This is a genomic window from Vitreoscilla sp. C1 (genome assembly GCF_002951955.2).
GTDB lineage: Bacteria > Pseudomonadota > Gammaproteobacteria > Burkholderiales > Neisseriaceae > Vitreoscilla > Vitreoscilla stercoraria.
In genome coordinates, this window is the sequence record NZ_CP019644.2 from 2,325,977 (window position 1) to 2,349,450 (window position 23,474).

General features: G+C 43.4%; 20 protein-coding genes. 11 read left to right on the top strand and 9 right to left on the bottom strand.

Annotated elements, in window-relative coordinates; genetic code table 11:
* Nucleotides 1–51: 51 nt before the first annotated feature.
* From ADP71_RS11370 to argE, 3 genes are all read right to left on the bottom strand, one after another.
* A complete protein-coding gene (locus tag ADP71_RS11370; protein WP_019958580.1) occupies nt 52–327 on the bottom strand; it encodes a hypothetical protein in 276 nt (91 codons plus the stop codon).
* A gap of 211 nt (nt 328–538) precedes the next feature.
* Nucleotides 539–1,234, bottom strand: coding sequence for a nitroreductase (locus tag ADP71_RS11375; protein ID WP_104932205.1), 696 nt, complete (start codon nt 1,232–1,234; stop codon nt 539–541).
* A gap of 13 nt (nt 1,235–1,247) precedes the next feature.
* The gene (argE, locus tag ADP71_RS11380; protein WP_026353589.1) at nt 1,248–2,402 is read right to left on the bottom strand and encodes an acetylornithine deacetylase; all 1,155 of its coding nucleotides are present in this window, start codon (nt 2,400–2,402) and stop codon (nt 1,248–1,250) included.
* 143 nt (nt 2,403–2,545) lie between these two features.
* On the opposite strand from argE, the gene ADP71_RS11385 reads away from it, so the two are divergent.
* The 3 genes from ADP71_RS11385 to ADP71_RS11395 all read left to right on the top strand — a co-directional run bounded on the left by ADP71_RS11385 (nt 2,546) and on the right by ADP71_RS11395 (nt 6,644).
* Nucleotides 2,546–4,741, top strand: a complete 2,196-nt coding sequence (locus ADP71_RS11385) for a UvrD-helicase domain-containing protein (protein ID WP_104932206.1) — start codon at nt 2,546–2,548, stop codon at nt 4,739–4,741.
* Nucleotides 4,742–4,942: 201 nt separating this feature from the next.
* On the top strand, nt 4,943–5,752 hold the full coding sequence (locus tag ADP71_RS11390) for a basic amino acid ABC transporter substrate-binding protein (protein WP_104932207.1): 810 nt from the start codon (nt 4,943–4,945) through the stop codon (nt 5,750–5,752).
* Nucleotides 5,753–5,822: 70 nt separating this feature from the next.
* A complete protein-coding gene (locus ADP71_RS11395) occupies nt 5,823–6,644 on the top strand; it encodes a basic amino acid ABC transporter substrate-binding protein (RefSeq protein WP_019958575.1) in 822 nt (273 codons plus the stop codon).
* Nucleotides 6,645–6,720: 76 nt separating this feature from the next.
* Here ADP71_RS11395 and rarD read toward each other — a convergent pair whose 3' ends face one another.
* The 3 genes from rarD to ADP71_RS11410 form a co-directional block, all read right to left on the bottom strand.
* On the bottom strand, nt 6,721–7,617 hold the full coding sequence (rarD, locus tag ADP71_RS11400; RefSeq protein ID WP_040755812.1) for an EamA family transporter RarD: 897 nt from the start codon (nt 7,615–7,617) through the stop codon (nt 6,721–6,723).
* 64 nt (nt 7,618–7,681) lie between these two features.
* On the bottom strand, nt 7,682–8,947 hold the full coding sequence (locus ADP71_RS11405) for a PilT/PilU family type 4a pilus ATPase (RefSeq protein WP_019958573.1): 1,266 nt from the start codon (nt 8,945–8,947) through the stop codon (nt 7,682–7,684).
* Between the two features lie 14 nt (nt 8,948–8,961).
* On the bottom strand, nt 8,962–10,005 hold the full coding sequence (locus ADP71_RS11410) for a type IV pilus twitching motility protein PilT (RefSeq protein ID WP_019958572.1): 1,044 nt from the start codon (nt 10,003–10,005) through the stop codon (nt 8,962–8,964).
* 151 nt (nt 10,006–10,156) lie between these two features.
* On the opposite strand from ADP71_RS11410, the gene ADP71_RS11415 reads away from it, so the two are divergent.
* The 6 genes from ADP71_RS11415 (at nt 10,157) to ADP71_RS11440 (ending at nt 14,634) form a co-directional block, all read left to right on the top strand.
* Nucleotides 10,157–10,855, top strand: coding sequence for a YggS family pyridoxal phosphate-dependent enzyme (locus ADP71_RS11415; RefSeq protein WP_040755811.1), 699 nt, complete (start codon nt 10,157–10,159; stop codon nt 10,853–10,855).
* A gap of 71 nt (nt 10,856–10,926) precedes the next feature.
* Entirely contained in the window at nt 10,927–11,724 is a 798-nt protein-coding gene (gene proC, locus ADP71_RS11420) for a pyrroline-5-carboxylate reductase (protein WP_104932208.1), read from the top strand.
* A gap of 11 nt (nt 11,725–11,735) precedes the next feature.
* Nucleotides 11,736–12,302 carry a YggT family protein gene (locus ADP71_RS11425; RefSeq protein ID WP_019958569.1) on the top strand — a complete coding sequence of 189 codons (567 nt, stop codon included), beginning with the start codon at nt 11,736–11,738 and terminating at the stop codon, nt 12,300–12,302.
* A 213-nt stretch (nt 12,303–12,515) separates the two neighbouring features.
* Entirely contained in the window at nt 12,516–12,932 is a 417-nt protein-coding gene (dksA, locus tag ADP71_RS11430) for an RNA polymerase-binding protein DksA (protein WP_019958568.1), read from the top strand.
* Nucleotides 12,933–13,064: 132 nt separating this feature from the next.
* Entirely contained in the window at nt 13,065–13,787 is a 723-nt protein-coding gene (locus ADP71_RS11435; RefSeq protein WP_019958567.1) for a LytR/AlgR family response regulator transcription factor, read from the top strand.
* Between the two features lie 31 nt (nt 13,788–13,818).
* The gene (locus tag ADP71_RS11440; protein WP_237343016.1) at nt 13,819–14,634 is read left to right on the top strand and encodes an aldo/keto reductase; all 816 of its coding nucleotides are present in this window, start codon (nt 13,819–13,821) and stop codon (nt 14,632–14,634) included.
* 28 nt (nt 14,635–14,662) lie between these two features.
* On the opposite strand, the gene ADP71_RS11445 is transcribed toward ADP71_RS11440, so the two are convergent.
* A complete protein-coding gene (locus tag ADP71_RS11445) occupies nt 14,663–15,262 on the bottom strand; it encodes a glutathione S-transferase family protein (RefSeq protein ID WP_171461161.1) in 600 nt (199 codons plus the stop codon).
* Between the two features lie 34 nt (nt 15,263–15,296).
* Nucleotides 15,297–15,665, bottom strand: coding sequence for a hypothetical protein (locus ADP71_RS11450; RefSeq protein WP_171461162.1), 369 nt, complete (start codon nt 15,663–15,665; stop codon nt 15,297–15,299).
* Nucleotides 15,666–15,936: 271 nt separating this feature from the next.
* On the opposite strand from ADP71_RS11450, the gene metH reads away from it, so the two are divergent.
* Together metH and ADP71_RS11460 are read left to right on the top strand one after the other, a co-directional pair.
* Entirely contained in the window at nt 15,937–19,644 is a 3,708-nt protein-coding gene (gene metH, locus ADP71_RS11455; RefSeq protein ID WP_104932211.1) for a methionine synthase, read from the top strand.
* Between the two features lie 132 nt (nt 19,645–19,776).
* Complete coding sequence (locus ADP71_RS11460) at nt 19,777–21,483, top strand: DUF262 domain-containing protein (protein ID WP_171461163.1); 1,707 nt, start codon at nt 19,777–19,779, stop codon at nt 21,481–21,483.
* A gap of 68 nt (nt 21,484–21,551) precedes the next feature.
* Here the strand turns inward: ADP71_RS11460 and speA are convergent, their stop codons facing one another.
* A complete protein-coding gene (speA, locus tag ADP71_RS11465; RefSeq protein WP_171461164.1) occupies nt 21,552–23,447 on the bottom strand; it encodes an arginine decarboxylase in 1,896 nt (631 codons plus the stop codon).
* Nucleotides 23,448–23,474 lie beyond the last annotated feature (27 nt).

Genomic DNA, 23,474 nt, shown 5'->3' on the forward strand with positions numbered 1-23,474 from the left:
AAAGCGTCCTGTAATATGTTTACAGGACGCTTTTTTAATATTTAAACACAATTAAGGCAAGCGTCTTGACGGTGTTTGGATAGAAGATGGAATGGTCACGCTACTGTCGTAACCGACGTATTCAAACCATGGATTGACTTCTTTAGGGTTGGTATGGGGGCTGGTTCGGTCTGCTAATTGTAAAGGGTGACCCATTACGTTTAAGTTGGATGCCGCATATGGATTGACCATAGGACCATTTTTATTGGCACCTGTGTATTGTGCTTGTGCCAACGATGCGCTCAGTAACAAAGTCATGGCAGTGGTGAACAGTATTTTGTGTTTCATGATGTCAAATTCCTGTAATCAAAAACAAGTGTATGTTCACATTTGTTTAATGGAACACACGTTGTTATTAAGACCGAATATGTTCAGTTAGGGTTTGTAGCATGAAGGTTAAAAGCAATTTGGATTTGTGTGTTTGAACACTGGTTGTGAAAATCCATTAAAAAGCGTCCTGTAAGGGTTTACAGGACGCTTTTTTAAGTTTACAGGACGCTTATTCTACAAAATGGGTGAATTCGCTCGCATCTACTCGTGGTGTGATGAATGTGTTGACAGTTGCGCTTGTGTCGGCATAACCCACAGCCATGCCGCACACCAATTCTTCGTCTTCACCTGCACCGATTATCGGTAAAATCACTTTGTGATAATGGTTCCACGCAGCTTGTGGGCAAGTGGCCAAACCGCGCGCTTGCGCTGCGATCATCACATTTTGCATCATCATGGCGATGTCCATTTTCGAGCCGATGCCCATGGCTTTGTTAACAGTAAAAAACAAAGCCACAGGTGCATCAAATAAGCGGAAATTGCGTTGATGCTGCTCGTGCATTTTGTCTTTTTCGCCTTTTTGAATGCCCAATAAGCCATACAAACCCCAACCATTTTCACGGCGGCGATCGATGTAAGGTGAAATCCATTTTTCAGGATAATAAGGATACGATTCGGTGTGTTGTTCGTTGATGCTGGCATCCAAGCGAGCCGCATCGTGCAAAGCGCACACTTCAGCCACGATTTGGTCACGTTTGTCGCCTGTCACCACATATACTTGCCACGGTTGGCAATTGGTGCCTGATGGTGCACGAGCAGCCACATTGAGCAATTCTAAAATCAAATCTTTTTCGACAGTTTGTGGGGTGAACGCACGCACAGAGTGGCGGCCTGTAATGGCATCGTAAACTGATTGGTAATCCATGTATCCATCCTAATTATTGGCTGAGAGTATGCAGCAATTGTTGTAAAAAACGGTCGCAACGTGCCAGTTGCGCCAGTTCAATGTATTCGTTCGGTTTGTGCGCTTGATTGATGCTGCCCGGGCCGCAAATCAAGGTTTGCATGTTCGCCAATTGAAAATGTCCGCCTTCGGTCGCGTAAGCGACTTTGCTTTGTTTTTGCTCATCCACCAAATTGGCAATTAACTCGAGCAAGGCGTGATTGTGAGTATCTTGCATCGCTGGTACTTGTGCCAGTTGTGTTAAGACGATGTCTGTGTGGATTTGCACCGCTTGCATTTCCGATACCAGTTGTGCCAAAAATGCTTTGAGCGGTGTTTCCAAGACAGCGGCTGATAAAGTGGGTAAATTGCGGAAATCAAATTGTACCTCACATTCGTTAGGCACAATATTGACGGCAGTTCCGCCACGAATGCGTCCGACATTGATGGTGCTAAATGGCACATCGAACGCAGCATCTTGAGCGTGCTCATTTTGTATTTTTTGTGCCAATTGCTGCAAAAAAACGATGATGCGAGCAGCGTAATCAATGGCATTTACACCAGATGGCGTCAATGAAGAATGTGCCGAATGTCCATGTATTTTGCATGAATAAACTTGTATGCCTTTGTGCGCGGTAACCATTTGCATGCTGGTGGGTTCTCCGACTATGCATTGTGTTGGTGACAAGCCGCGCGCTTTTAATTCATTTAACATTACAGGTGCGCCCAAACAACCTACTTCTTCGTCATAACTAAAAGCCAAATGCAAAGGCTGAGTCAGCTTGCTTTGCAGGGCGCTTGGTACCAGATTCATGCAAGCGGCAATAAAACCTTTCATATCACAAGCACCACGACCATACAATTTGCCATCGGCAATATGCGCTTGAAATGGGTCGCTGTCCCAAACCTGTCCATCCACAGGCACCACATCCGTATGACCTGACAACACCAAGCCACCATGGGTTTGTCCATCATGGGTAGGAATGGTGACAAACAAATTGGCTTTACTTTGGTCTGCATTGTGACTGAGCCAAGGTGACAAACCATGTGTGTGTAAATCATCAGCGAGTGCTTCAATCAGTTGTAAATTGGAGTGGCGGCTGGTGGTGTCAAATGCAATCAAGCGGCTGAGCCAATCGATGGTATTCATGTGGCATGTTTCCCAGAATGTTTGGTGGCTAACCTTAACATAAAAATGTTGTTTTTGCGCTGCCACACAAAGCGTCCTGTAAAGTCAGATGCACAGCTGGGAATAATCTGAACAGAAGTGTTTGAAACCGTTACAATTGATGCATGGATACTTCATTACTCAATGGCTTGAATGCCGAACAATTGGCTGCGGTAACGTGGCCGCCTGCTGCTGCTTTGGTGCTCGCTGGTGCGGGCAGTGGTAAAACCCGCGTCTTGACTACGCGCATTGCATGGTTACTCGATACCGAACAAGCGAGTGTTCACAGTATTATGGCGGTGACGTTTACGAATAAAGCGGCTAAAGAAATGCGAAGCCGTCTCAGTTCTATGGTAGAAAATGCCATTGCTGCGATGTGGTTAGGCACGTTTCACGGTTTGTGCCACCGATTTTTACGCACGCATTATCAAGATGCGCGCTTGCCAAGTACGTTTCAAATTTTGGACAGCGGTGATCAAGCTTCTGTCATCAAACGTTTATTGAAGAGTTTGAATATTGCGGAAGAAAGCTTGGCTCCCAAGACTTTGCAATATTTCATTAACAGCAATAAAGAAGCAGGTTTGCGAGCAAGCGACCTGAATGCTCATGACAAAACCACACGCCAATTGATTGAATGTTATCAAGCTTATGATGCATTGTGCCAACAAGAAGGTATGGTGGATTTTGCAGAATTGATGTTGCGCAGCTATGAAGTCTTGCTTCACAACGCCGCCATTCGAACTCATTACCAACAACGTTTTAATCATATTTTGGTGGATGAGTTTCAAGATACCAATAATTTGCAATACAAATGGTTGAAATTGTTGGCAGGCGATTCGGCAGCGGTGTTTGCCGTCGGCGATGATGACCAAAGCATTTATGCATTTCGTGGTGCGAATGTGGGCAATATGCAAACTTTGATGCAAGATTTTGGCATTCGTGAGCCATTGAAGTTGGAAGTCAATTACCGTTCGGTGGGTCATATTTTGACTGCTGCCAATACTTTGATTGCCAATAACAGCGGTCGTTTGGGTAAAAATTTGCGCTTGCCTGAAAGCAAGCAAGGCGAACAAGGTCAGAAGCTGCGTTTGTATGTGGCAGACAGTGATTTTATAGAAGCAGATTTTGTGGTGAGTGAAACCAAAGAACGCATGAAAGAAGGCGTGGCTTTGGACAATATGGCGGTGTTGTATCGCAGCAATGCACAATCGCGTGTTTTGGAACAAGCTTTGTTTGCGGCGAGCGTGCCGTATAAAATTTATGGTGGTTTGCGTTTTTATGAGCGCCAAGAAATCAAACACGCTTTGGCGTATTTGCGTTTGGCGGTGCAGCCACAAGACGATCAGTCGGTGTTGCGTGTGATTAATATGCCGCCACGAGGCATTGGGGCGCGCACGATTGAGGCAGTTCAGGCCGTTGCGCATGACAGACAATCGAGTTTGTGGGAAGCATTACAATTTTTGATTACCGAGCCTGCCAATCGCAAGCTCAAAGCTTTTGTAGACTTGATTGAACAATTGCAAGCACAAGCCAAAGGTTTGGAATTGACGGAAACCATTACTGCTGCTTTGGATTTGAGTGGTTTGCTTGAGTATTACAAAACCCAAAAAGGCGACCATCAAGACCGTATCGATAATTTACAAGAGTTGGTCAGTGCAGCGATGGTGTTTAACAGTGCCGATGTACAAACAGAGGAATGGGTGAAAACCGATGATGGTTTGTGGCCATTGGTGGCATTTTTGAGTAATGCATCGTTAGAAGCGGGTGAGCGTCAAGCTGGAGAGGGCGAGGCAGCTTTGCAATTGATGACGATACATGCTGCCAAAGGTTTGGAATTTGATACGGTGTTTTTAACTGGTTTGGAAGAAGGTTTATTTCCAAGTGAGTATTCTTTGCAAGAGCGCGGCGGTTTAGAAGAAGAACGCCGTTTGATGTATGTTGCCATTACACGTGCCCGTGAGCGTTTGTATTTGAGTGCGGCACAACAACGCTTGCTACATGGGCGCACGAATTATTCTATGTCTTCACGTTTTATGGATGAGTTGCCTGATGATGTGTTGCAATTTTTATCGAGCCATCGCAAAAAAAGACAAGAAACATTGAAAATACGCCAAGAACCTTTCATCCATGCCAAACGTGCCAAAGAAACTTTCGATGGTTTTGTGATTGGACAAAATGTGCGTCATGAAAAATTTGGTATGGGTGTCATTATGGATGCTAAACACAAGGGAGAACATGCCACTTTGAGCATTAATTTTGGTGCCAATGGTCTGAAAAACCTCAGTACTCAATTTGCCATTTTAGAAGTCGTTCATCGTTAAGTCAGTGGGTGTTAAAGCCGCATTTTTATGCGGCTTTTATTTTATTGAAATAATATGCTAATTTTATCCAAATTGATTATTAAATAACTTGCTTAATCAAGATGATGCTTATATTTTTGTCACAAAATGAATTAATATTGGAATATAATGTAGTTATTCATCAAGCCTTAGGGCTTGTTTTTTATTTTGGAGTGGTTAAATATGTTGTTTTCTTCGGCTTTACGTAGCACAGTGGCGGTTTTAGCATTGAGTTTGGGTTTAAGTGCATGTGGTGGACAAGAGTCTGCACCTGCAAAAAATGATGCATCAGCACCTGCTGAAACAGCCAGCGGTAAAACCTATCAAGTGGCATTGAATGCAGAATTTGCGCCATTTGAATCTATGACGACCGATGGCAAAGTAGAAGGTTTTGACGTTGATATGATGGATGCTTTGGCCAAAGCGGGTGGTTTTAAAGTGGAATACAAACACCAACCTTGGGAAGGTTTGTTTGCTACTATTCAAAATGGCGATGCAGACATGATTATTTCTGCTGTCACAATCACTGAAGACCGTAAGCAAACCATGGATTTCAGCGACCCTTACTACACGATTTCTCAAGTGGTATTGGTGCCAAATGGTAAAAATGTGACTTCTGTTGAAGATTTGAAGAAGTTGGGTAAAGTGGCTGTGATGACAGGTCATACCGGCGACTTGGTTGCACAAAAAATCTTGGGTGCGACCAGTGATAAAATCGTTCGCTTAGAAGCGTTCCCATTGGCAGCCAAAGAAGTGGAAAGCGGTGGCGTGGATGCGGTGATTTCGGACAGTGCTGTGGTGGCCAACTATGTGAAGTTGAACAGTGACAAAGGCTTTACCATGGTACGAGTGCCAGATTTTGCTGAAGAGTATTATGGCGTGGCTGTGGCGAAAAACAATCCTGAATTGGTTAATTTGCTGAATACTTCTTTGAAAACCATCAAAGAAAATGGTGAATATCAGAAGATTTTGGATCAGTATTTCGCAAAATAAAACACATATTAGGGCAGCTCTTCAATAAGCTGCCTTATTTTTTAATCGGTAAGGTATTAGGGAGTGAAACATGGCATTGAATCAAGTACGCAACTTGGGTTTGGCATTCATGGCCGCAGCTGTTTTGGCGGCGTGTGGCGGTCAATCTAATAGTGCAGCACCTGCGGCATCCAAACCAACTGAAGCAGCTGCTTCTACACCAGCTGCAGCAGGTAAGGTTTATAAAGTAGGTATGAATGCGCAATATCCACCGTTTGAATCTATGGATTCAAATGGCAAAATCGAAGGTTTTGATGTGGACTTGTTGGATGCCATTGCCAAAGAAGAAGGCTTCCAAGTGTCTTATCACCAACAACCTTGGGATGGCATTTTTGCCAGTTTGAAAACGGGCGACCATGATATTTTGATTTCAGGCATTACCATCACGCCTGAGCGTCAACAAGAAATGTTGTTCTCTGACCCTTATTATAAAATCACTCAAGTGATTTTGGTGCCACAAGGCAAAAATGTAAAATCGGTCGAAGATTTGAAGAGCTTGGATAAAGTGGGTGTGAGCTTGGGTACCACAGGTGACCATGCGGCTCAAAAAATCTTGGGTGCGACCAGTGAAAAAATCATCCGTTTGGAAAACTTGCCTTTGACTTTGAAAGAAGTGGAAAGTGGTGGCGTGGATGCGGTGATTTCTGACAGCGCAGTGGTGGCACATTATGTGAAACAACACGGCGACAAAGGTTTTACGATGGTTGAAGTCAAAGACTTTGATGTGGAAAACTACGGTATTGCTGTGGCACAAAACAACCAAGAGTTATTGGATAAAATCAATTCAGGCTTGAAAAAAATCCAAGCCAATGGTGAATATGCCAAAATTTCTGCCAAATACTTTGCTCAATAATATTGAGTTTTATCAGTCATGAATAAAGCGTCCTGTAAATGTTTTACAGGACGCTTTTATATGGTCACGATGATGATTACGCTTTGCGGCGTTTTTGCCACGAAGACAGCAAATACAAAATCACCGCAGCCCACACCAAAGCATAACCGATGAAACGGTCTTGATTAAAGGTTTCGTGAAACAAGATTAAGCCTGTAATCAATTGCAAAGTTGGTGAAATGTATTGGATGATGCCCATTTCTGTCATGCTGATGCGTTTGGCACCTGCGGCAAACAACAATAAGGGTACGGTGGTGATGATGCCTGAGCCGACCAAAATCGCCCAATTAAAAGACGATAAATCCAAATACAAAGTGTTTTGTTGTTGTTGAAATGCCAAATACAACAAAGCAATGGGCAACATGCACAAAGTTTCCAGCATTAAACCGGGTAAAGCAGGCAAAGGAGCGAGTTTGCGTACTAGGCTGTAAAAACCAAAACTGATGGTCAAACCCAAGGCAATCCAAGGAACGTTACCATACAACACAATCAACCAAATAACGCCCAAAGATGCGACGCCCACAGCAGCGACCTGTAAATAAGACAAACGTTCGTTGAAGAACAATCGTCCTAATAAAATGCTGAATAAAGGTGAAATAAAATAACCTAAGCTGGCATCTAACACATGATTGGAAGTAATCGCACCAATGTAAATTAGCCAGTTGGCACCCAATAAAGCCGCAGACAGAACAAACACACCCAATACTTTAGGCGTTTTAATCGCATCTACGACGATTTTGGTTTGGCGCAAGGCGACCATTAAAATTAAAGCAAATACGGTAGACCAAATGACCCGTTGTGCCAAAATTTGGCTTGCAGGCATATCGGTTTGAGTCAGCGGATACCAATACAGGGCAAACAAACCCCAAATCATGTAACAGCTGATGGCATAAATCAGCCCGAGCTTCTTCTCGGGATAGTGAATGTTGGACATAAGTCTTCCTGAATGAACAAAGCCACCTTAATAGGTGGCTTATCAATGTAACGCTTTTAAATGTTTACATCAAATTCAAATTGTTCACACGATCAAATACGGTTTTCTTGCTTTGACCCTCTTCCCAAAGTTTGATGCTCAAGCGCAAATCATTGATAGAGTCGGCATTACGTAAAGCCTCTTCATAATCAATCGTACCATCGATGTACAAACGCAATAAATGTTGGTCGAAAGTTTGCATGCCTTCGTCTTGCGCGCGGTTCATGATTTCTTTGATACCGCCAATATCGCCTTTGAAAACCAAATCTTGTACAGCAGGATTGTTCAGCAAAATATCCATGGCAACTGCGCGGCCTGTACCGTCTTTTTTAACCACCAAACGTTGTGAAATAATCGCTTTTAAGTTCAAAGCCAAGTCCATATACACTTGAGCGTGACGCGCTTCTTCATAAAAGTTAATCACACGCTCAACAGCTTGGTTGGCATTGGTGGCATGCAAAGTACATAAACACAAGTGACCCGTTTGTGCCAATTCCAAAGCTCGGCTCATACTTTCTTCGTCACGAACCTCACCAATCACGACAACATCAGGTGCTTCACGCATGGCACTTTTCAATGCAGCATGCCAACTCAAAGTATCCATTCCCACTTCACGTTGGGTGACGATGCTTTTTTGATGGCGGTGTACATACTCGACAGGGTCTTCAATCGTGACAATGTGACCTGCTTGCAATTTATTGCGATGGTCTAACATGGCTGCCATGGTGGTGGATTTACCAGAACCTGTGGCACCGACCACAATAATCAAACCACGGCGCTCTAACACCAAATCACGCAAAATATCAGGTAATTTCAATTCATCTAAAGTGGCAATTTCGGTGTTGATTTTACGCATCACCATACCCATGCGGCCTTGCTCGTGATAAGCATTCACACGGAAACGCACATCGGCATTGGCTTTGATGGCGTAGTTGATTTCCAACTCTTCGTGAAATTGTTTGATTTGCTTAGGTGTCATCGTAGACAACACGGTTTCACGTGTGTTTTCAGCGGTAAAAGGCTTGGAAGACAATGGTGTAATTTTGCCGTTGATTTTCACCGCAGGTGGGAATTCTGGCGCAATGAAAATATCCGAAGCATTTTTTTCGGCAGCGTAAATCATGATTTTTTGTAAATTCAAATACGCTTGCTGCAAGGTTTGTGATGAATGTATGGGTTGTGTGGTTGTGGTTGTTTGGCTGTTAGCTGGTGACTGTACTTCAAGCTCAGATGTTTTTTGGCTGGCCACATCATTGAGCATGGATAACAGTTCATTAGTATCATTAGACATGATGAAGCTCCAAATTAGCTATTAATTAAATCAGGATTGGAAGCCTTGCCGCGTGCCACATCCAAAGAAATTTGACCACGGCGTACCAAGTTTTGTAAGCATTGATCCAAAGTTTGCATGCCAAACTGTTGACCTGTTTGCATCACAGAGCCAATTTGCGCAATTTTGTTTTCACGAATCAAGTTACGTACCGCAGGCGTACTGATCATAATCTCATGTGCTGCAACGCGGCCTGAACCATCTTTGGTCTTGAGCAAGGTTTGTGAAATTACCGCACGCAAGCTTTCAGACAACATCGAACGTACCATCTCTTTTTCACCTGCTGGAAACACGTCTACAATACGGTCGACGGTTTTGGCTGCGCCTGTAGTATGCAAGGTACCAAACACTAAGTGACCCGTTTCCGCAGCAGTCAAAGCCAAACCAATCGTTTCAGGATCACGCATCTCACCGACCAAAATCACGTCTGGGTCTTCACGCAAGGCAGACTTCAAGGCATTGGCAAAACTGTGGGTGTGTTGGTGCAATTCACGTTGGTTGACCAAAGATTTTTTCGGTTGGTGTACAAACTCGATTGGGTCTTCAATCGTCAAGATATGCGCAGGATGGTTTTCGTTGATATAGTTAATCATCGCTGCCAAAGTGGTAGACTTACCAGAACCCGTCGGACCTGTCACCAAGACCAAACCACGCGGCGTATCGGAAATTTTTTCAAAAATCTTAGGCGCATTCAATTGTTCTAGCGTTAAAACCGTACTGGGAATGGTACGAAAAACGGCAGCAGGACCACGATTACCCATGAATGCATTCACACGAAAACGGGCAATATTGGGCAACTCAAACGAAAAGTCCGTTTCCAAGTTTTGTTGGAAAATTTTACGCTGATTGTCATTCATCACATCGGTAATCATGTCAAAAACCTCTTCTTGCGAAGCGGCTGGCAAATTGATGCGGCGCACGTCACCGTTCACACGAATCATTGGTGGCAAACCGGTACTGATGTGTAAGTCTGAAGCCTTATTTTTGACACTAAATGCCAATAAATCGGTAATTTGCATGGTCATCCCTTAATGTATGTATTCAATGAGTGGTTATTATGATGGCGGATTGTAGCCTGACACTGCCTTGCGAGCTTTGATTTATGATATGGTTTCATGTTGTTTCGGCTGCGAAAAATATGCCGATTGTTCAAAATTCGGAGCGGTGGTCATGAACCAAAACAGTTTAATACAAAACTATCAATCGGTTATCAATAAAGTCAAACAATTGTCACAACAGCATCGCCAAAGTGACAGTGCGGTCAACTTGATTGCCGTTAGCAAGACGTTTCCAAGTGCGGATATTCGCACGCTTTATGAGCAAGGACAACGACATTTTGGCGAAAATTATATTCAAGAATGGACGCAAAAAACCATTGAATTGGCGGATTTGGACATTGAATGGCACATCATTGGGCAAATCCAATCCAATAAAAGCCGTATCGTGGCCGAAAAAGCTGCTTGGGTACATACGGTAGACCGTGAAAAAATTGCCAAACGTTTGAGTGAGCAGCGTCCTGTAAACTTGCCGCCATTGAATGTTTGTATTGAGGTAAATACTTCAGGCAGCGATGCCAAGCATGGCGTGAATCCAAGCGATGTATTGGCATTGGCACAAACCATTGTCACTTTGCCGCAATTGCGTTTGCGCGGCTTGATGTGTGTGCCCAGCCACATGGATGATGTTGTAAAATTAGAGCAGGAACTTGCGTTGATGCAAACCTTGTTGCAGCAATTGCAAGCGGCAGGTTTGGCTGTGGATGTGTTGTCTATGGGTATGAGTGCGGATATGGAAGCGGCGATTGCTGCTGGTTCGACCCATGTGCGTATAGGCTCGGCTATTTTTGGCCATCGTCATTATCCTGCTTAAATCTACCAGCCAGTTTTGAATTTCCAATTATGATGATGAACAGACGCATACAAGCGTCCTGAAAGACACACATGCAAAAATTGTATTTTTTAGGCGGTGGCAATATGTGCCAAGCCATTGTTTCGGGTTTAATCAAAACACCGCGTTTTGATATTACGGTGATTGAAAGCCATGCTGACAAGCGTCAATATTTACAGGACGCTTATGGCGTGGCAGTGGCAGAAAGTTTGCCTTCATTACATGCTGAAGATGTGTTGCTATTGGCAGTGAAGCCACAAGACATGGCGCAAGCTTTATCCGATGTTCGCAGCAATGGCGCGTTGATTTTGTCGATTGCAGCGGGTTTAGATACGCAAACTTTGGCAGCGATGGCGGGTAATGAGCGTGTGATTCGCATTATGCCTAATACGCCTGCGCAAGTGGGCTTGGGCGTGGCTGGGCTGTATGCACCTGCACACATTGCTCAAAGTGATAAAGACATTGCCACACAAATCATGCAAAGCGTGGGAGCGGTGCATTGGTTGGACGTTGAAACGCAAATGCATGCCATTACAGGTGTGTCAGGTAGTGGTCCTGCTTATGTATTTTATTTGTTAGAAGCTTTGGCACAAGCGGCACAGCAACAAGGTTTTGATGTTGAAACAGCCCGTGAATTGAGTTTGGCCACCTTCAAAGGTGCGGTGACTTTGGCAGAACAATCGGGTTTGCCATTTGCACAATTGCAGCAAAATGTGACTTCTAAAGGTGGCACCACATTTGCAGCCATTAGCGCATTGGAAGCAGCACAAGTGGCACAAGGCATAGAACAAGGTGTGGCGGCTTGCGTGGCACGTTCTGAAGAGATGCAACAGCAATTGTCACAAGCATAAAGGTTACGGCGATGATGGTTGAAATCATGCATATGTTGGCGTTGATTTTTGGGATTTTGTGTTTTAGCCGTATGTTGTTGCAATACGGTCGTTTGCACATTGATCATCCATTGGCGCAATTTACGATGCGTACCACGCAATGGATGGTAAAACCCTTGCGCCGTATATTGCCGCCTTTAGGTTGGTTTGACATGGCCTCGGTGGCTTCGGCATTGATATTCATTTATGTGATGCATTTGGTGGTGGCGTTGTGGTTGTTTCGTGATGTGACTGTTTTGGGCAATGTGGTGTTTTTGGCAGGTAGTGTTTTGTCTACGGTTTTAACGGCCTTAAAAGCAGCGACTTATTCTTTGCTCATGGGTTTGTTGATTCAAACCATCTTAAGTTGGCAGCAACAACCCACTCATTTATTGACAGTCATGCAACGCATTTACCGTCCGTTGACCAAGCCTTTTGCATGGATGCGTTATCGCCAATTTGATTTTTCAGCTGCGATTTTGGTTTTGTTTTTATGGTGGTGGTTGTCAGCAGTATTACCATATTTGCAACAAAGCTTGAACGCTTGGTATTTGCAATGATTCTCTGCTGTAACCTGAATCCAAGCACGCAAAGAAACCTATTAGAATGTCAGAAGTCTTAGTTTTTCAGCTTAAGCTTTGCTATGTAATTGATGGGTATTGAAATCGGTAGCGGTAAATGTGTTAATATGCCGCGCGTTTTTTAATAAAAATCAAACCGATTTAACCGACGTTATCAAAATCAATGGTAACGCTAAGTGGAGGGGCTTTACTATGGCTAAATTAACCGAGAAAGACATCATCAGCTGGGCTGGTCCAGAAGAAGATTACATGAATGAAGACCACTTGGCTTTCTTCAAAGAATTGTTAAATTCATTGCAAGAAGAGTTGTTAAGCAATGCCAATGCGACAACCAATCATTTGCAAGAACAAGTGGTGACACCAGATCCTGCTGACCGTGCGACTTTGGAAGAAGAATATGCATTGGAATTGCGTACACGTGACCGTGAGCGTAAATTGTTGACCAAGATTCAATCGGCTTTGCGTCAAATTGAAGATGGTTCTTATGGCTATTGTAAAGATACTGATGAACCGATTGGTCTAAAACGCTTATTGGCGCGTCCAACTGCCAACTTGTCAGTAGAGGCGCAAGAGCGTCGTGAGCAAGTTAAAAAGCAATTTGCTGATTAATATTAGGTTTGTGAGATGTAAAAAGCCACAGCCGAGGGAAGGTTGTGGCTTTTTTGATGTAGATGAACCAAACAAACCCACCATACATTTAAAATAATTCGGGGGAGTTTGGTTAATTTAGGAGGAAATACAATGCTCAGTGCCATCATTGTGGAAGATGAAGTATTGGCTGCAGAACGTTTGCGTGTGTTGCTGAAAGATTGCCAAGTTATTTTATTACAGCATTTTGAGCACCCGCAAGCTGCTTTAGATTGGCTTACTCAACACCAAGTGGATGTTGCCTTTGTCGATATAGGTTTGCCTGAAATGGATGGATTAACGCTGGTGGAGCGCATCAACCGTTCCTCAGGCAATCCTCCAAAAATTGTTTTTACGACGGCATATGAAGAACATGCTTTGAAAGCGTATGATTTGGCGGCGGTAGATTATTTATTGAAGCCCATTAAAATCAGTCGCTTACAGGCCGCTTTGCAACGCATTTCGCATGATAAGCCTAGTGATGAATTTGATTGTTTTAAAGTCATGAGCCGTGAGCGTATGATTGAAATTCCATGGCAAAAGAGCCGTTATTTGATTGCAGAAGAAAAAAGTGTCATCTTGGTGACTGCCGATGGTTCGACTTATGATTTGCCCAAAACTTTGATTTATTGGGAGGAGTTGCTCGGTGATAAGGTGGTTCGCATTCACAGAAACGCCATTGTAATGAAACATGGTTTGGATTCTTTGGTGCGCTTGCCTGGTAAGCATACGGATGATGCTGCTAACTGGGGTGCCAAAATTATAGATTTGGAAGAAATCTTGCCTGTGAGCCGTCGCCAATTGGCCACGCTGCGCAAACAGATGCGAGAGCATTAATAACGTCTTTGGCTATTTGGGAAGGGTTGCAATGACAGTAACAATGCATATGCCTCGTATTGGCTTGGGTACGTGGTGTTTATTGGGTGAGCAAGCTACGGATGTGGTCACACAAGCGATTGAGCTGGGTTATCGTCATATTGATACTGCACCGCGCTATGACAATGAAGCTGCGGTTGGAGCGGGTATCATTCAAAGTGGCGTTAAACGCTCAGAGCTGTTTTTAACCACCAAAATTTGGCACGATCAATTAAGTCCTGTTGCAATGGAACGTTCCGCTGCGACCAGTCTTGAAAATTTACAAATGGATTATGTGGATTTGTTGCTGATTCATTGGCCAAGCACAGATTCTAATTGGAATATGGCAGCCAGTTTAGAAGCCTTGGTCAAAATCCAACAACAAGGTTGGGCAAAACACATTGGTGTGGCCAATTTTACCGTACCGTTGTTGCAACAAGCTTGGGGCATAGTCGGAGAACAACTGGCTGTCAATCAAGTGGAATACCATATCAGTTTGCAGCAAAAAGCGGTTTTGGGTTTTACGCAATCACACAATATGATGCTGACTGCGTATTGCCCATTGGCGCGCGGGGATTTGTCGCAATTTCCTGTGTTGCAAACGATTGCAGACAAATATGGTGTGACGGCTCATCAAGTGGCGTTGGCGTGGTTGTTGCAACAAGACCAGGTGGCAGTCATTCCCAAAGCCAGCTCACGTGAGCATTTGCATAATAATTTACAGGCCGCTCAATTGCAATTGGATGCACACGATGTGGCTTTGATTAATGCATTGCCAAAAAACATTCGCACCATCCATCCAGATTTCTCCCCTGCTTGGGATGTCTGAACCCATAATAAATCGGTGCTTGAATGGATTAAGCCATAGCAATGTGCTTGGGATGGGCTGCGATGCGTGACAACCAAGCTCGTAGCGCAGGATACATGCTTAAATCAAAACCACCTTCATCGGCCACATGGGTGTAAGCATACAAACTGATGTCGGCAATGCTCATCGTCTCACCGACCAAATACGCTTGTTGGCTTAAGGTATTTTCCATCATTGCCAAAGCTTTGTGGCCGCCGATTTGTTTGGATTCGTATTCGTGGCGTCGCGCTTCAGGCAGCCCTAAATATTTGGCAATAAATCGCGCCACAGCAATGTAGGGCTCATGGCTGTATTGCTCAAAAAATTGCCATGCCAACACTTGAGCATGTTGCAAGCGGTCGGTTGGTAAATGAGTGGTTTGATATGCCAAATAATTCAAAATGGCATTGGATTCATGCAAATATTTACCGCTGGGCAATTGTAAAACGGGAATTTTGCCATGAGGATTTTTGCTTAAAAAAGCATCGGTTTGTGTGTCACCCGCCAAAATATCGATGTTCACCCATTGATGAGCGATGTCTAAATGTTGCATTAACAATTGGATTTTATAGCAATTACCTGATTGGGTATCGCCAAAAACGGTATACATAGATGTTCCTTAAAGTGTTGTTTCACGTGAAACGTCAGAATTTTTCAATTTTACAACCACGTTGTTTTTTTGCAGTATCGGCCAAAGCCGCCCATACAGCCGTCTGTTCAGCTGTTTTGGTATCTGCCAAATGTGCTTGCCACAAAGGCATGAATTCGTCTGCTTGGTTGTCACGCACGACAAAACTGCCCATGCAAAAGCAATATACTTTGGTATCCACATTCACCGATGTTTGCTCTTTTAAACATTGGTCTATGTATTCTTGTTCAAAAGTTTCGCTAAAACCATTTTGAGCCACTTCTGATAGACGCGGTTTGGCGGGTGTGTTGTTGGTGTCTGTGGGTGTGCAAGCGCTAAAAATGACAGCGGCGCAAACCCATGAAAGTCGATGTAAATGATTCATGCCAATTCCTTAAAATGATGCTTATTTTAGCTTTTTGACCATGTTTTGTGTGTCTTTTGAGTATTGGAATGAACTTGTATGGAATATGAAGCGTCCTGTAAGCCTTGTATAGCGCATTCTAAATGATTAAAAGCAGCATTATCTGCCATTTTGTTGGTTTTGATTTGGATATCAGCGTTTACAGGACGCTTTAATAAGGTAAGATTTGCTATAATCTGCCTCTTTGCTATGGGCAAATCCTCTGTTTTTTAATGATTTTGGAACCACGTTTATGACCAGCAACCGTACCGAATTGTTGTACACACTCTTGAAACAACGCATTTTGCTCCTTGATGGCGGCATGGGCACGATGATTCAACGCCACAATTTGAGCGAAGCCGATTTTCGCGGTGAGCGTTTCAAAGATTGGCCGCAAGACATCAAAGGCAACAACGACATTTTGGTGTTGACCCAACCGCAAGTGATTGCGGGTATTGAGCGTGAGTATTTTGCAGCGGGTGCGGACATTGTGGAAACCAATACGTTTAACGCAACCAGCATCGCTCAAGCCGATTATGGCATGGAAGGTTTGGTGTATGACATCAACTTTGCAGCGGCACAAATTGCGCGTGGTTTGGCGGACGAATTTACCCAATTGACGCCAAACAAACCGCGTTTTGTGGCAGGCGTTTTGGGACCCACCAACCGCACAGCATCGATTTCACCTGATGTGAATGATCCGGGCTTTCGCAATGTGAAATTTGATGAGTTGGTCGAAGCGTATTTGGAAGCGATTGATGGCTTGGTCAATGGCGGTGTGGATTTGTTGATGGTTGAAACCATTTTCGATACCTTGAACGCCAAAGCCGCGGTTTACGCGATTGAAAAATATTTTGATGACAATGGTTTGCGTTTGCCTGTGATGGTTTCAGGTACGATTACTGACCAATCAGGCCGCACTTTAACAGGTCAAACTACTGAAGCATTCTATAACAGTTTGCGCCACGCCAAACCGATTTCGTTTGGTTTGAACTGTGCGTTGGGCCCTGATTTGTTGCGCCCATACGTGGAAGAAATGAGCCGTATTTCAGAAACCTTCGTGTCGGTGCATGCCAATGCAGGTTTGCCAAATGCATTTGGCGGCTATGATTTGACGCCTGAAATGATGGCGGTGAACATCAAAGAGTGGGCTGAATCTGGCTTGATTAATATTGTCGGCGGTTGCTGTGGCACCACGCCAGAGCACATTCGCGCGATGTGTGAAGCGGTCGAAGGTGTTGCGCCGCGCGCTTTGCCAGAACTCAAACCGGCGTTGCGCTTGTCGGGTTTGGAACCATTCAACGTGGATGCGGACAGCTTGTTTGTGAATGTGGGTGAGCGTACCAACGTCACAGGTTCAAAAGCGTTTGCACGTTTGATTTTGAACGGCCTGTACGATGAAGCTTTGGACGTAGCCAAAACCCAAGTGGAAAACGGTGCCCAAATCATCGACATTAACATGGACGAAGGCATGTTGGATGCCGAGATGGCGATGGTGCGCTTCTTGAATTTGGTTGCTGCCGAGCCTGATATTTCACGCGTCCCTATCATGATTGACAGCTCGCGTTGGAATGTGATTGAAAAAGGCTTGAAATGTGTGCAAGGCAAAGCGATTGTGAACTCGATTTCTTTGAAAGAAGGTGAAGCTGAGTTTATTGCCCATGCCAAAGAAATCAAGCGTTATGGTGCGGCGACGGTGGTGATGGCGTTTGATGAAACAGGTCAAGCCGATACTTACCAAAAGAAAATTGATATTTGCAAACGCAGTTATGACATTTTGGTTGATGTTGTGGGTTTTGACCCAAGCGATATCATTTTTGACCCGAACATTTTTGCAGTGGCAACAGGCATTGAAGAACATGCACGCTACGGTTTAGATTTTATTGAAGCGGTGGGTTGGATTCAGAAAAACTTGCCACATGCCAAAACTTCAGGCGGCGTATCGAACGTGTCATTCTCGTTCCGTGGTAACAACAAAGTGCGCGAAGCGATTCATGCGGTGTTTTTGTACCACGCGATTAAAAATGGTTTGACGATGGGCATTGTCAATGCAGGCGCGCTGGAAGTGTACGAAGAAGTCGAGCCTGAATTGCGTGAACGCATTGAAGACGTGGTATTGATGCGTGAGGCCCAAGATGGCGGTGATGTGACCGAGCGTTTGATTGAGTTGGCAGAACGCTTCAAAGGCGAAGCCGTTGGTGGTGCGAAACAAGAAGACTTGGCTTGGCGTGAAAAAGGCGTGCAAGAGCGCATCACCCATGCTTTGGTCAAAGGCATTTCGACTTATATTGAGCAAGATACCGAAGAAGCGCGCCAAGCGGCGAAACGTCCGATTGAAGTGATTGAAGGCCCGTTGATGGTCGGCATGAACGTGGTGGGTGACTTGTTTGGTGCAGGCAAAATGTTCTTGCCGCAAGTGGTGAAATCGGCACGCGTGATGAAGCAAGCGGTGGCATATTTGCAGCCTTACATCGAAGAAGAAAAACGCTTACTTGGCTTAGAAGACCAACCAGCGAACGGTACGATTGTGTTCGCTACTGTTAAAGGCGACGTGCACGACATTGGTAAGAATATTTGTGCGGTGGTGCTGCGTTGTAACAATTACAACGTGATTGATTTGGGCGTGATGGTGCCGAGTCAAACCATTTTGGACACGGCACGTGAACACAAAGCCGATATTGTCGCTTGTTCGGGTTTGATTACGCCAAGCTTGGAAGAGATGAGCCACATTGCCAAAGAAATGCAGCGACAAGGTTTTGATGTGCCGTTGCTTGTTGGTGGTGCCACCACCTCTAAAGCGCATACTGCGGTGAAAATCGAGCCGCATTACCAAAACAACATTGCCATGCATTCGTTGGATGCATCGCGCTTGGTGGGCGTGGTGTCGCAATTGTTACAGGACGACCAAACAGCAGTGGAAGCGTTCAAGCAAGGCGTGCGCGATGAGTATGTGCAAGTGCGTGAGAAGTACAATAATAAGCAAGCAAAATTGGTGTCGATTGAACAAGCGCGCGCGAACAAAACGCCGATTGATTGGGCAGCTTATGAGCCTGTGAAGCCAAGTTTCTTGGGTCGCAAAGTGTTTGATAATATTGATTTGGCTGAACTGGTAGAGCGTTTTGACTGGACGGTATTCTTCCAAAGCTGGGAATTGGCAGGTCGCTTCCCTGCGATTTTGACCGATGAAGTGGTGGGCGAAGCGGCAACCGATTTGTATAACAATGCGCAAGACATGCTCAAACAAATCATTGCTGAAAAATGGTTAACCGCTCGTGCGGTGATTGGTTTTTACCCTGCTAATAGCTTGGACAATGACGATATCGTCTTTGGCAATCCTAGCGGCGAAGGTGAAGCAATGCGTTGGCACACTTTGCGCCAACAATTGCCAAAAACCCGTGGCGCGTACAATTCGTGCTTGGCAGACTACATTGCACCAAACGACAGTGGCAAAACCGATTACATCGGCGCGTTTGCAGTGACCGCAGGCATAGGCATTGACGAACATGTGGCGCGTTTTGAAGCAGCGGGCGATGATTATTCAGCCATTTTGCTCAAAGCTTTGGCGGACCGCTTCGCCGAAGCTTTGGCCGAGCGCATGCATGAGTTGGTGCGCAAAGAGTATTGGGGTTATGCGGCGGCGGAAAGCTTGAGCAATGAGGATTTGATTGCCGAGAAATACCAAGGCATTCGTCCAGCTCCAGGCTATCCTGCCTGTCCTGATCACACCACCAAAGCCGATTTGTGGAAGTTGTTGCAGCCCGAAGACGTCGGCATCACCTTGACCGAATCGTATGCGATGTGGCCAACGGCAGCGGTGAGCGGTTTTTACATCGCGCATCCTGAAGCACGTTATTTTGGTACGGGCAAATTAGCACAAGACCAAATCGAAGACTACGCCAAACGTCGTGGCGTGAGCTTGGAACAAGCCGAACGTGATTTGGCACCTGTGTTGGGTTATTAAGCGTTTGGTTTGAATTTGTTGGCTTGAAATGAAAAGCGTCCTGTAAGGTTTACAGGACGCTTTTTTATTTTATATTTAGTGATAAGATTAATTATTCAATATGAATTTTATAGATTAATAAAGGTAAAGACTATGAAAGTACTGGAAGCACAAACAAAAACTCTTGAGTATCTTTTAAATTTGTCTAGCGGAGTTTTATCTATACCTTATAGTCAACGCCCATATGAATGGAAAGAAGAACAAGTACGTAGATTATTTAACGATTTTTATTCTGTTTTTATTAGTGATGATTCATCTCGAAACCATATTTTAAATTTTATAACCATTCGAATTGATGATGAAGATACTGACAAAAAATATATATATGATGGTCAACAGCGTACTGTCACTTCTCTATTGATTTTAGCAGCCTTGATAAGAAAGCTTAGACAAGTTGATGATAGCGATGCGGTTGATTCTGCAAATCAGTTGAAACAACTATATTTATATAATCAAAATTGGAAAGATGTTAAAGAAACCAAATATAAAATTGTTTTTAACTCAGATGCCGCAAATCAAATGCTACATGAGTATGTTTTTAAGGGTCAAGAGCTTGAAGATAATTATGAATTAACTGATTATGATAAGTCTATTTATGATAATTTTAATTTTATTAATAAATTAATCGATGAATCTTCAATTGGTAAAAATGCTAATCGAGAAAATTTAAGTAATTTTATTGCAACTATTTTGGATCGAGTTTTAATTATTATTATTGAAACATCTTATGAAAATATTGCTGAGGATATGTTTGAGACTCTAAATAGTACAGGATTACAAATTGAAGATTTTTATGTATTAAAAAATACTTTAATACAAACTCTTGGAGAAGATACTGTTCCTCCTTTGTGGAGTGCTATTGAAATTAATACAGACAGAATTAATAAAGGAAAATTTTTACATTCTTATCTGAATGCTATTAATGGTAAAGAAAATTCAGACAATTTATATCAAAAAATATTTGATTTAAAAAAATTGCATGATCCTAAATTTGCTTTGAATTTTTTAAATGAGTTGAAAAAAGCATCAGATGTGTTTATGAAAATAGACAGTCCTGAACAGCGTATTGAATCTGATGTTAAAGAAACAAGTTTGTATCTTAAAAATATCAGGACATTAAAAAATCTTAGTGCCAATCAATATAAGCCTGTCATTATTGCAATGGGATTGCAGGATTATGGTACCAAAGAAATTAATTTGGTATTGAAAGAAATCATCTCTTTGCAGTTGAGAAATATTTTTATTTCTGAAGAGCGTAGTAATTCGGTTGAAAAATTTTATCCAACATTGGCAAAGTCGATTTACAGCAGACAAATAAAAAGCATAGATGAAATAATTGATTCAATCAAATCAATTATGAAAGATGATTCAAGTGTATATAATAAATTTCTTGAAAAACAAATCACCTCAAAAAAAGATGAATCAATTATTAGATTTATTTTAAAAGAAATTTATGACCATGATCAGTTAGAGATCAGTATTAATACAAATTCAATAGACGTAAATTTAGAACATATTTTACCTGTTAAACCTAACGAGAATAGCAAGTGGTTACTTGATTTTCCAAACCAAGAGGATCGAATCAAGTTGACTCGAACGATTGGTAATTTAACTGTTTTACACAATAAACTGAATACAGCTGCTAAAAACAATGATTTTGAAATTAAAAAAACTAAATACAGAGAAAGTGTGATTCCACAAAATATCCTTATTGCTGAAAACTCAACTTGGGAAGAAGTAAATATTAAAAACAGAACCCATGATTTAGCAAATGCGTTTATGAAAATTTGGAAGAAGTAATTTAAAAAAGCGTCCTGTAAACATTTACAGGACGCTTGAATACCAACAATGACTTGTCTAAATCAATCTCAAACACTCAAATAAGACGATTGTTTCAGGCCATGACAGAAGACGGCGAAATAGGCTTTTTTGTCGTTGGCGCTCAAATCGGCCACGCGGATTTTTTCTTCGTAGCGGTTCAAGATTTCTTTCGATGACAAATGCACATACGCCAACATGTCTTCGATGGTGTCGTGTTCTTCGATGCCGTCCAAACGCACCGAGCCGTCATCGTTGACATAGACATTGATGGAATCGGTGTCGCCAAACAAATTGTGCATATCGCCCAAAATCTCTTGGTAAGCGCCGACCAAAAACACGCCCAACAAATAAGGCTGGTCGTTCAAATCATGCACAGGCATGTTGCTTTCAATCGATTGTTGGTCGATGTATTGGCTCACTTTGCCATCAGAATCACAAGTCAAATCTTGCAATACTGCGCGACGAGTCGGTTGTTCATCCAAGCGATGCAGCGGCATGATGGGCAACACTTGATTAATCGCCCAAGTGTCGGGCAGGCTTTGGAATACCGAGAAATTGCAGAAATATTTGTCGGCCAATTTGTCATTCAAAAGGTCAAAAACTTGGCGTTGTGAACGCTGGTTGGCAAGCAATAATAATTGTTTGTGCAAGCGTTGGCACAACACCGAATACAATTGCTCGCCCAAGGCTTTTTCGGCCAAACCAATTTTGCCTTCGGCATACAAAGTTGTCAGTTCATTGAAATAAACCGTGATGCGATGGTAGGTTTCGGTCACCATGTCTGCGTCATTGACTTTGGTATAGTCAAGCAATTTGCGCACAGGAAAAGACAAAGAATCCATGTCTTCGATGTGATCCCATTTCGATGGCAAACGCTCAACATCGGTCACATTCATCACCAAAACGGCATGGTGTGCCGTCATCGCGCGACCCGATTCTGAGAAAATATTCGGTTCTTGCAAACCATTTTCTTGGCAAAATTCTTGCAAATTGTTCACAATTACATGCGCGTATTCGCTCATGGAATAATTGATAGAGCTGTCGTTGCGTGAACGGGTGCCATCGTAATCGACACCCAAACCGCCGCCCACATCAATGGTGTCAATCGGCAAGCCCAAAGCACGCAATTCGGCAAAATAGCGCAAAGCTTCACGGAAACCCAGGCGATAATCGGCAATATTGGCGATTTGTGAGCCCATGTGAAAATGCATCAAGCGCACATATTCTGCCAAACCTGCGGCCTGTAATTTCTTTTGTGCCGACATCAATTGCGCTGCCGACAAACCAAATTTGCCTTTGTCGCCGCCTGTATCCGCCCATTTGCTGGAAGCCAAAGACGACAAACGCACACGCAAACCCAAATTGGCACACACGCCTAAGTGTTTTGATTCTTCAATAATCAAATCCACTTCGGATTCTTTTTCAATCACGATGTAAACATTGTGACCGAGTTTTTGACCAATCAATGCCATGCGGATGAAATCGCGGTCTTTATAGCCGTTGCAAACAATCGTGCCGCCTTTGGGTGCGAATGCCAAGACTATCATCAATTCAGGTTTTGAGCCTGCTTCCAAGCCAATCGATGCGCCTTGTTCGTGCGTGGCGATGATGTTTTTAACCACAGATTCTTGCTGATTGACTTTAATGGGGTAAATCGCAGTGTATTGACCTTGGTACTCGTATTTGTCGATGGCTTTGTCAAAAGCAGCGCACAAACGCTTAACACGATCTTGTAAGATGTCAGGAAAGCGAAACAGCATCGGCAAATCTTGACCACGTTGATTTACACGCTCAACCAATTCATACACATCAACACTGTGTTCGCTGTCGCCGCGAGGCGTGACCGACACATGACCTTTGGCATTGATGCCAAAATAACCATCACCCCAGTGGTTGATACCGTAGACGCTGGCGGCATCTTCAATTTCCCAACTCCAAGACATGTTATTTTCCTTTAGCTTACGCGTTAC

Coding starts and splice junctions, on each gene's coding strand:
- ADP71_RS11370 (WP_019958580.1), bottom strand. CDS start 327: ATGAAACACAAAATACTGTTCACCACTGCCATGACTTTGTTACTGAGC.
- ADP71_RS11375 (WP_104932205.1), bottom strand. CDS start 1,234: ATGGATTACCAATCAGTTTACGATGCCATTACAGGCCGCCACTCTGTG.
- argE (WP_026353589.1), bottom strand. CDS start 2,402: ATGAATACCATCGATTGGCTCAGCCGCTTGATTGCATTTGACACCACC.
- ADP71_RS11385 (WP_104932206.1), top strand. CDS start 2,546: ATGGATACTTCATTACTCAATGGCTTGAATGCCGAACAATTGGCTGCG.
- ADP71_RS11390 (WP_104932207.1), top strand. CDS start 4,943: ATGTTGTTTTCTTCGGCTTTACGTAGCACAGTGGCGGTTTTAGCATTG.
- ADP71_RS11395 (WP_019958575.1), top strand. CDS start 5,823: ATGGCATTGAATCAAGTACGCAACTTGGGTTTGGCATTCATGGCCGCA.
- rarD (WP_040755812.1), bottom strand. CDS start 7,617: ATGTCCAACATTCACTATCCCGAGAAGAAGCTCGGGCTGATTTATGCC.
- ADP71_RS11405 (WP_019958573.1), bottom strand. CDS start 8,947: ATGTCTAATGATACTAATGAACTGTTATCCATGCTCAATGATGTGGCC.
- ADP71_RS11410 (WP_019958572.1), bottom strand. CDS start 10,005: ATGCAAATTACCGATTTATTGGCATTTAGTGTCAAAAATAAGGCTTCA.
- ADP71_RS11415 (WP_040755811.1), top strand. CDS start 10,157: ATGAACCAAAACAGTTTAATACAAAACTATCAATCGGTTATCAATAAA.
- proC (WP_104932208.1), top strand. CDS start 10,927: ATGCAAAAATTGTATTTTTTAGGCGGTGGCAATATGTGCCAAGCCATT.
- ADP71_RS11425 (WP_019958569.1), top strand. CDS start 11,736: ATGATGGTTGAAATCATGCATATGTTGGCGTTGATTTTTGGGATTTTG.
- dksA (WP_019958568.1), top strand. CDS start 12,516: ATGGCTAAATTAACCGAGAAAGACATCATCAGCTGGGCTGGTCCAGAA.
- ADP71_RS11435 (WP_019958567.1), top strand. CDS start 13,065: ATGCTCAGTGCCATCATTGTGGAAGATGAAGTATTGGCTGCAGAACGT.
- ADP71_RS11440 (WP_237343016.1), top strand. CDS start 13,819: ATGACAGTAACAATGCATATGCCTCGTATTGGCTTGGGTACGTGGTGT.
- ADP71_RS11445 (WP_171461161.1), bottom strand. CDS start 15,262: ATGTATACCGTTTTTGGCGATACCCAATCAGGTAATTGCTATAAAATC.
- ADP71_RS11450 (WP_171461162.1), bottom strand. CDS start 15,665: ATGAATCATTTACATCGACTTTCATGGGTTTGCGCCGCTGTCATTTTT.
- metH (WP_104932211.1), top strand. CDS start 15,937: ATGACCAGCAACCGTACCGAATTGTTGTACACACTCTTGAAACAACGC.
- ADP71_RS11460 (WP_171461163.1), top strand. CDS start 19,777: ATGAAAGTACTGGAAGCACAAACAAAAACTCTTGAGTATCTTTTAAAT.
- speA (WP_171461164.1), bottom strand. CDS start 23,447: ATGTCTTGGAGTTGGGAAATTGAAGATGCCGCCAGCGTCTACGGTATC.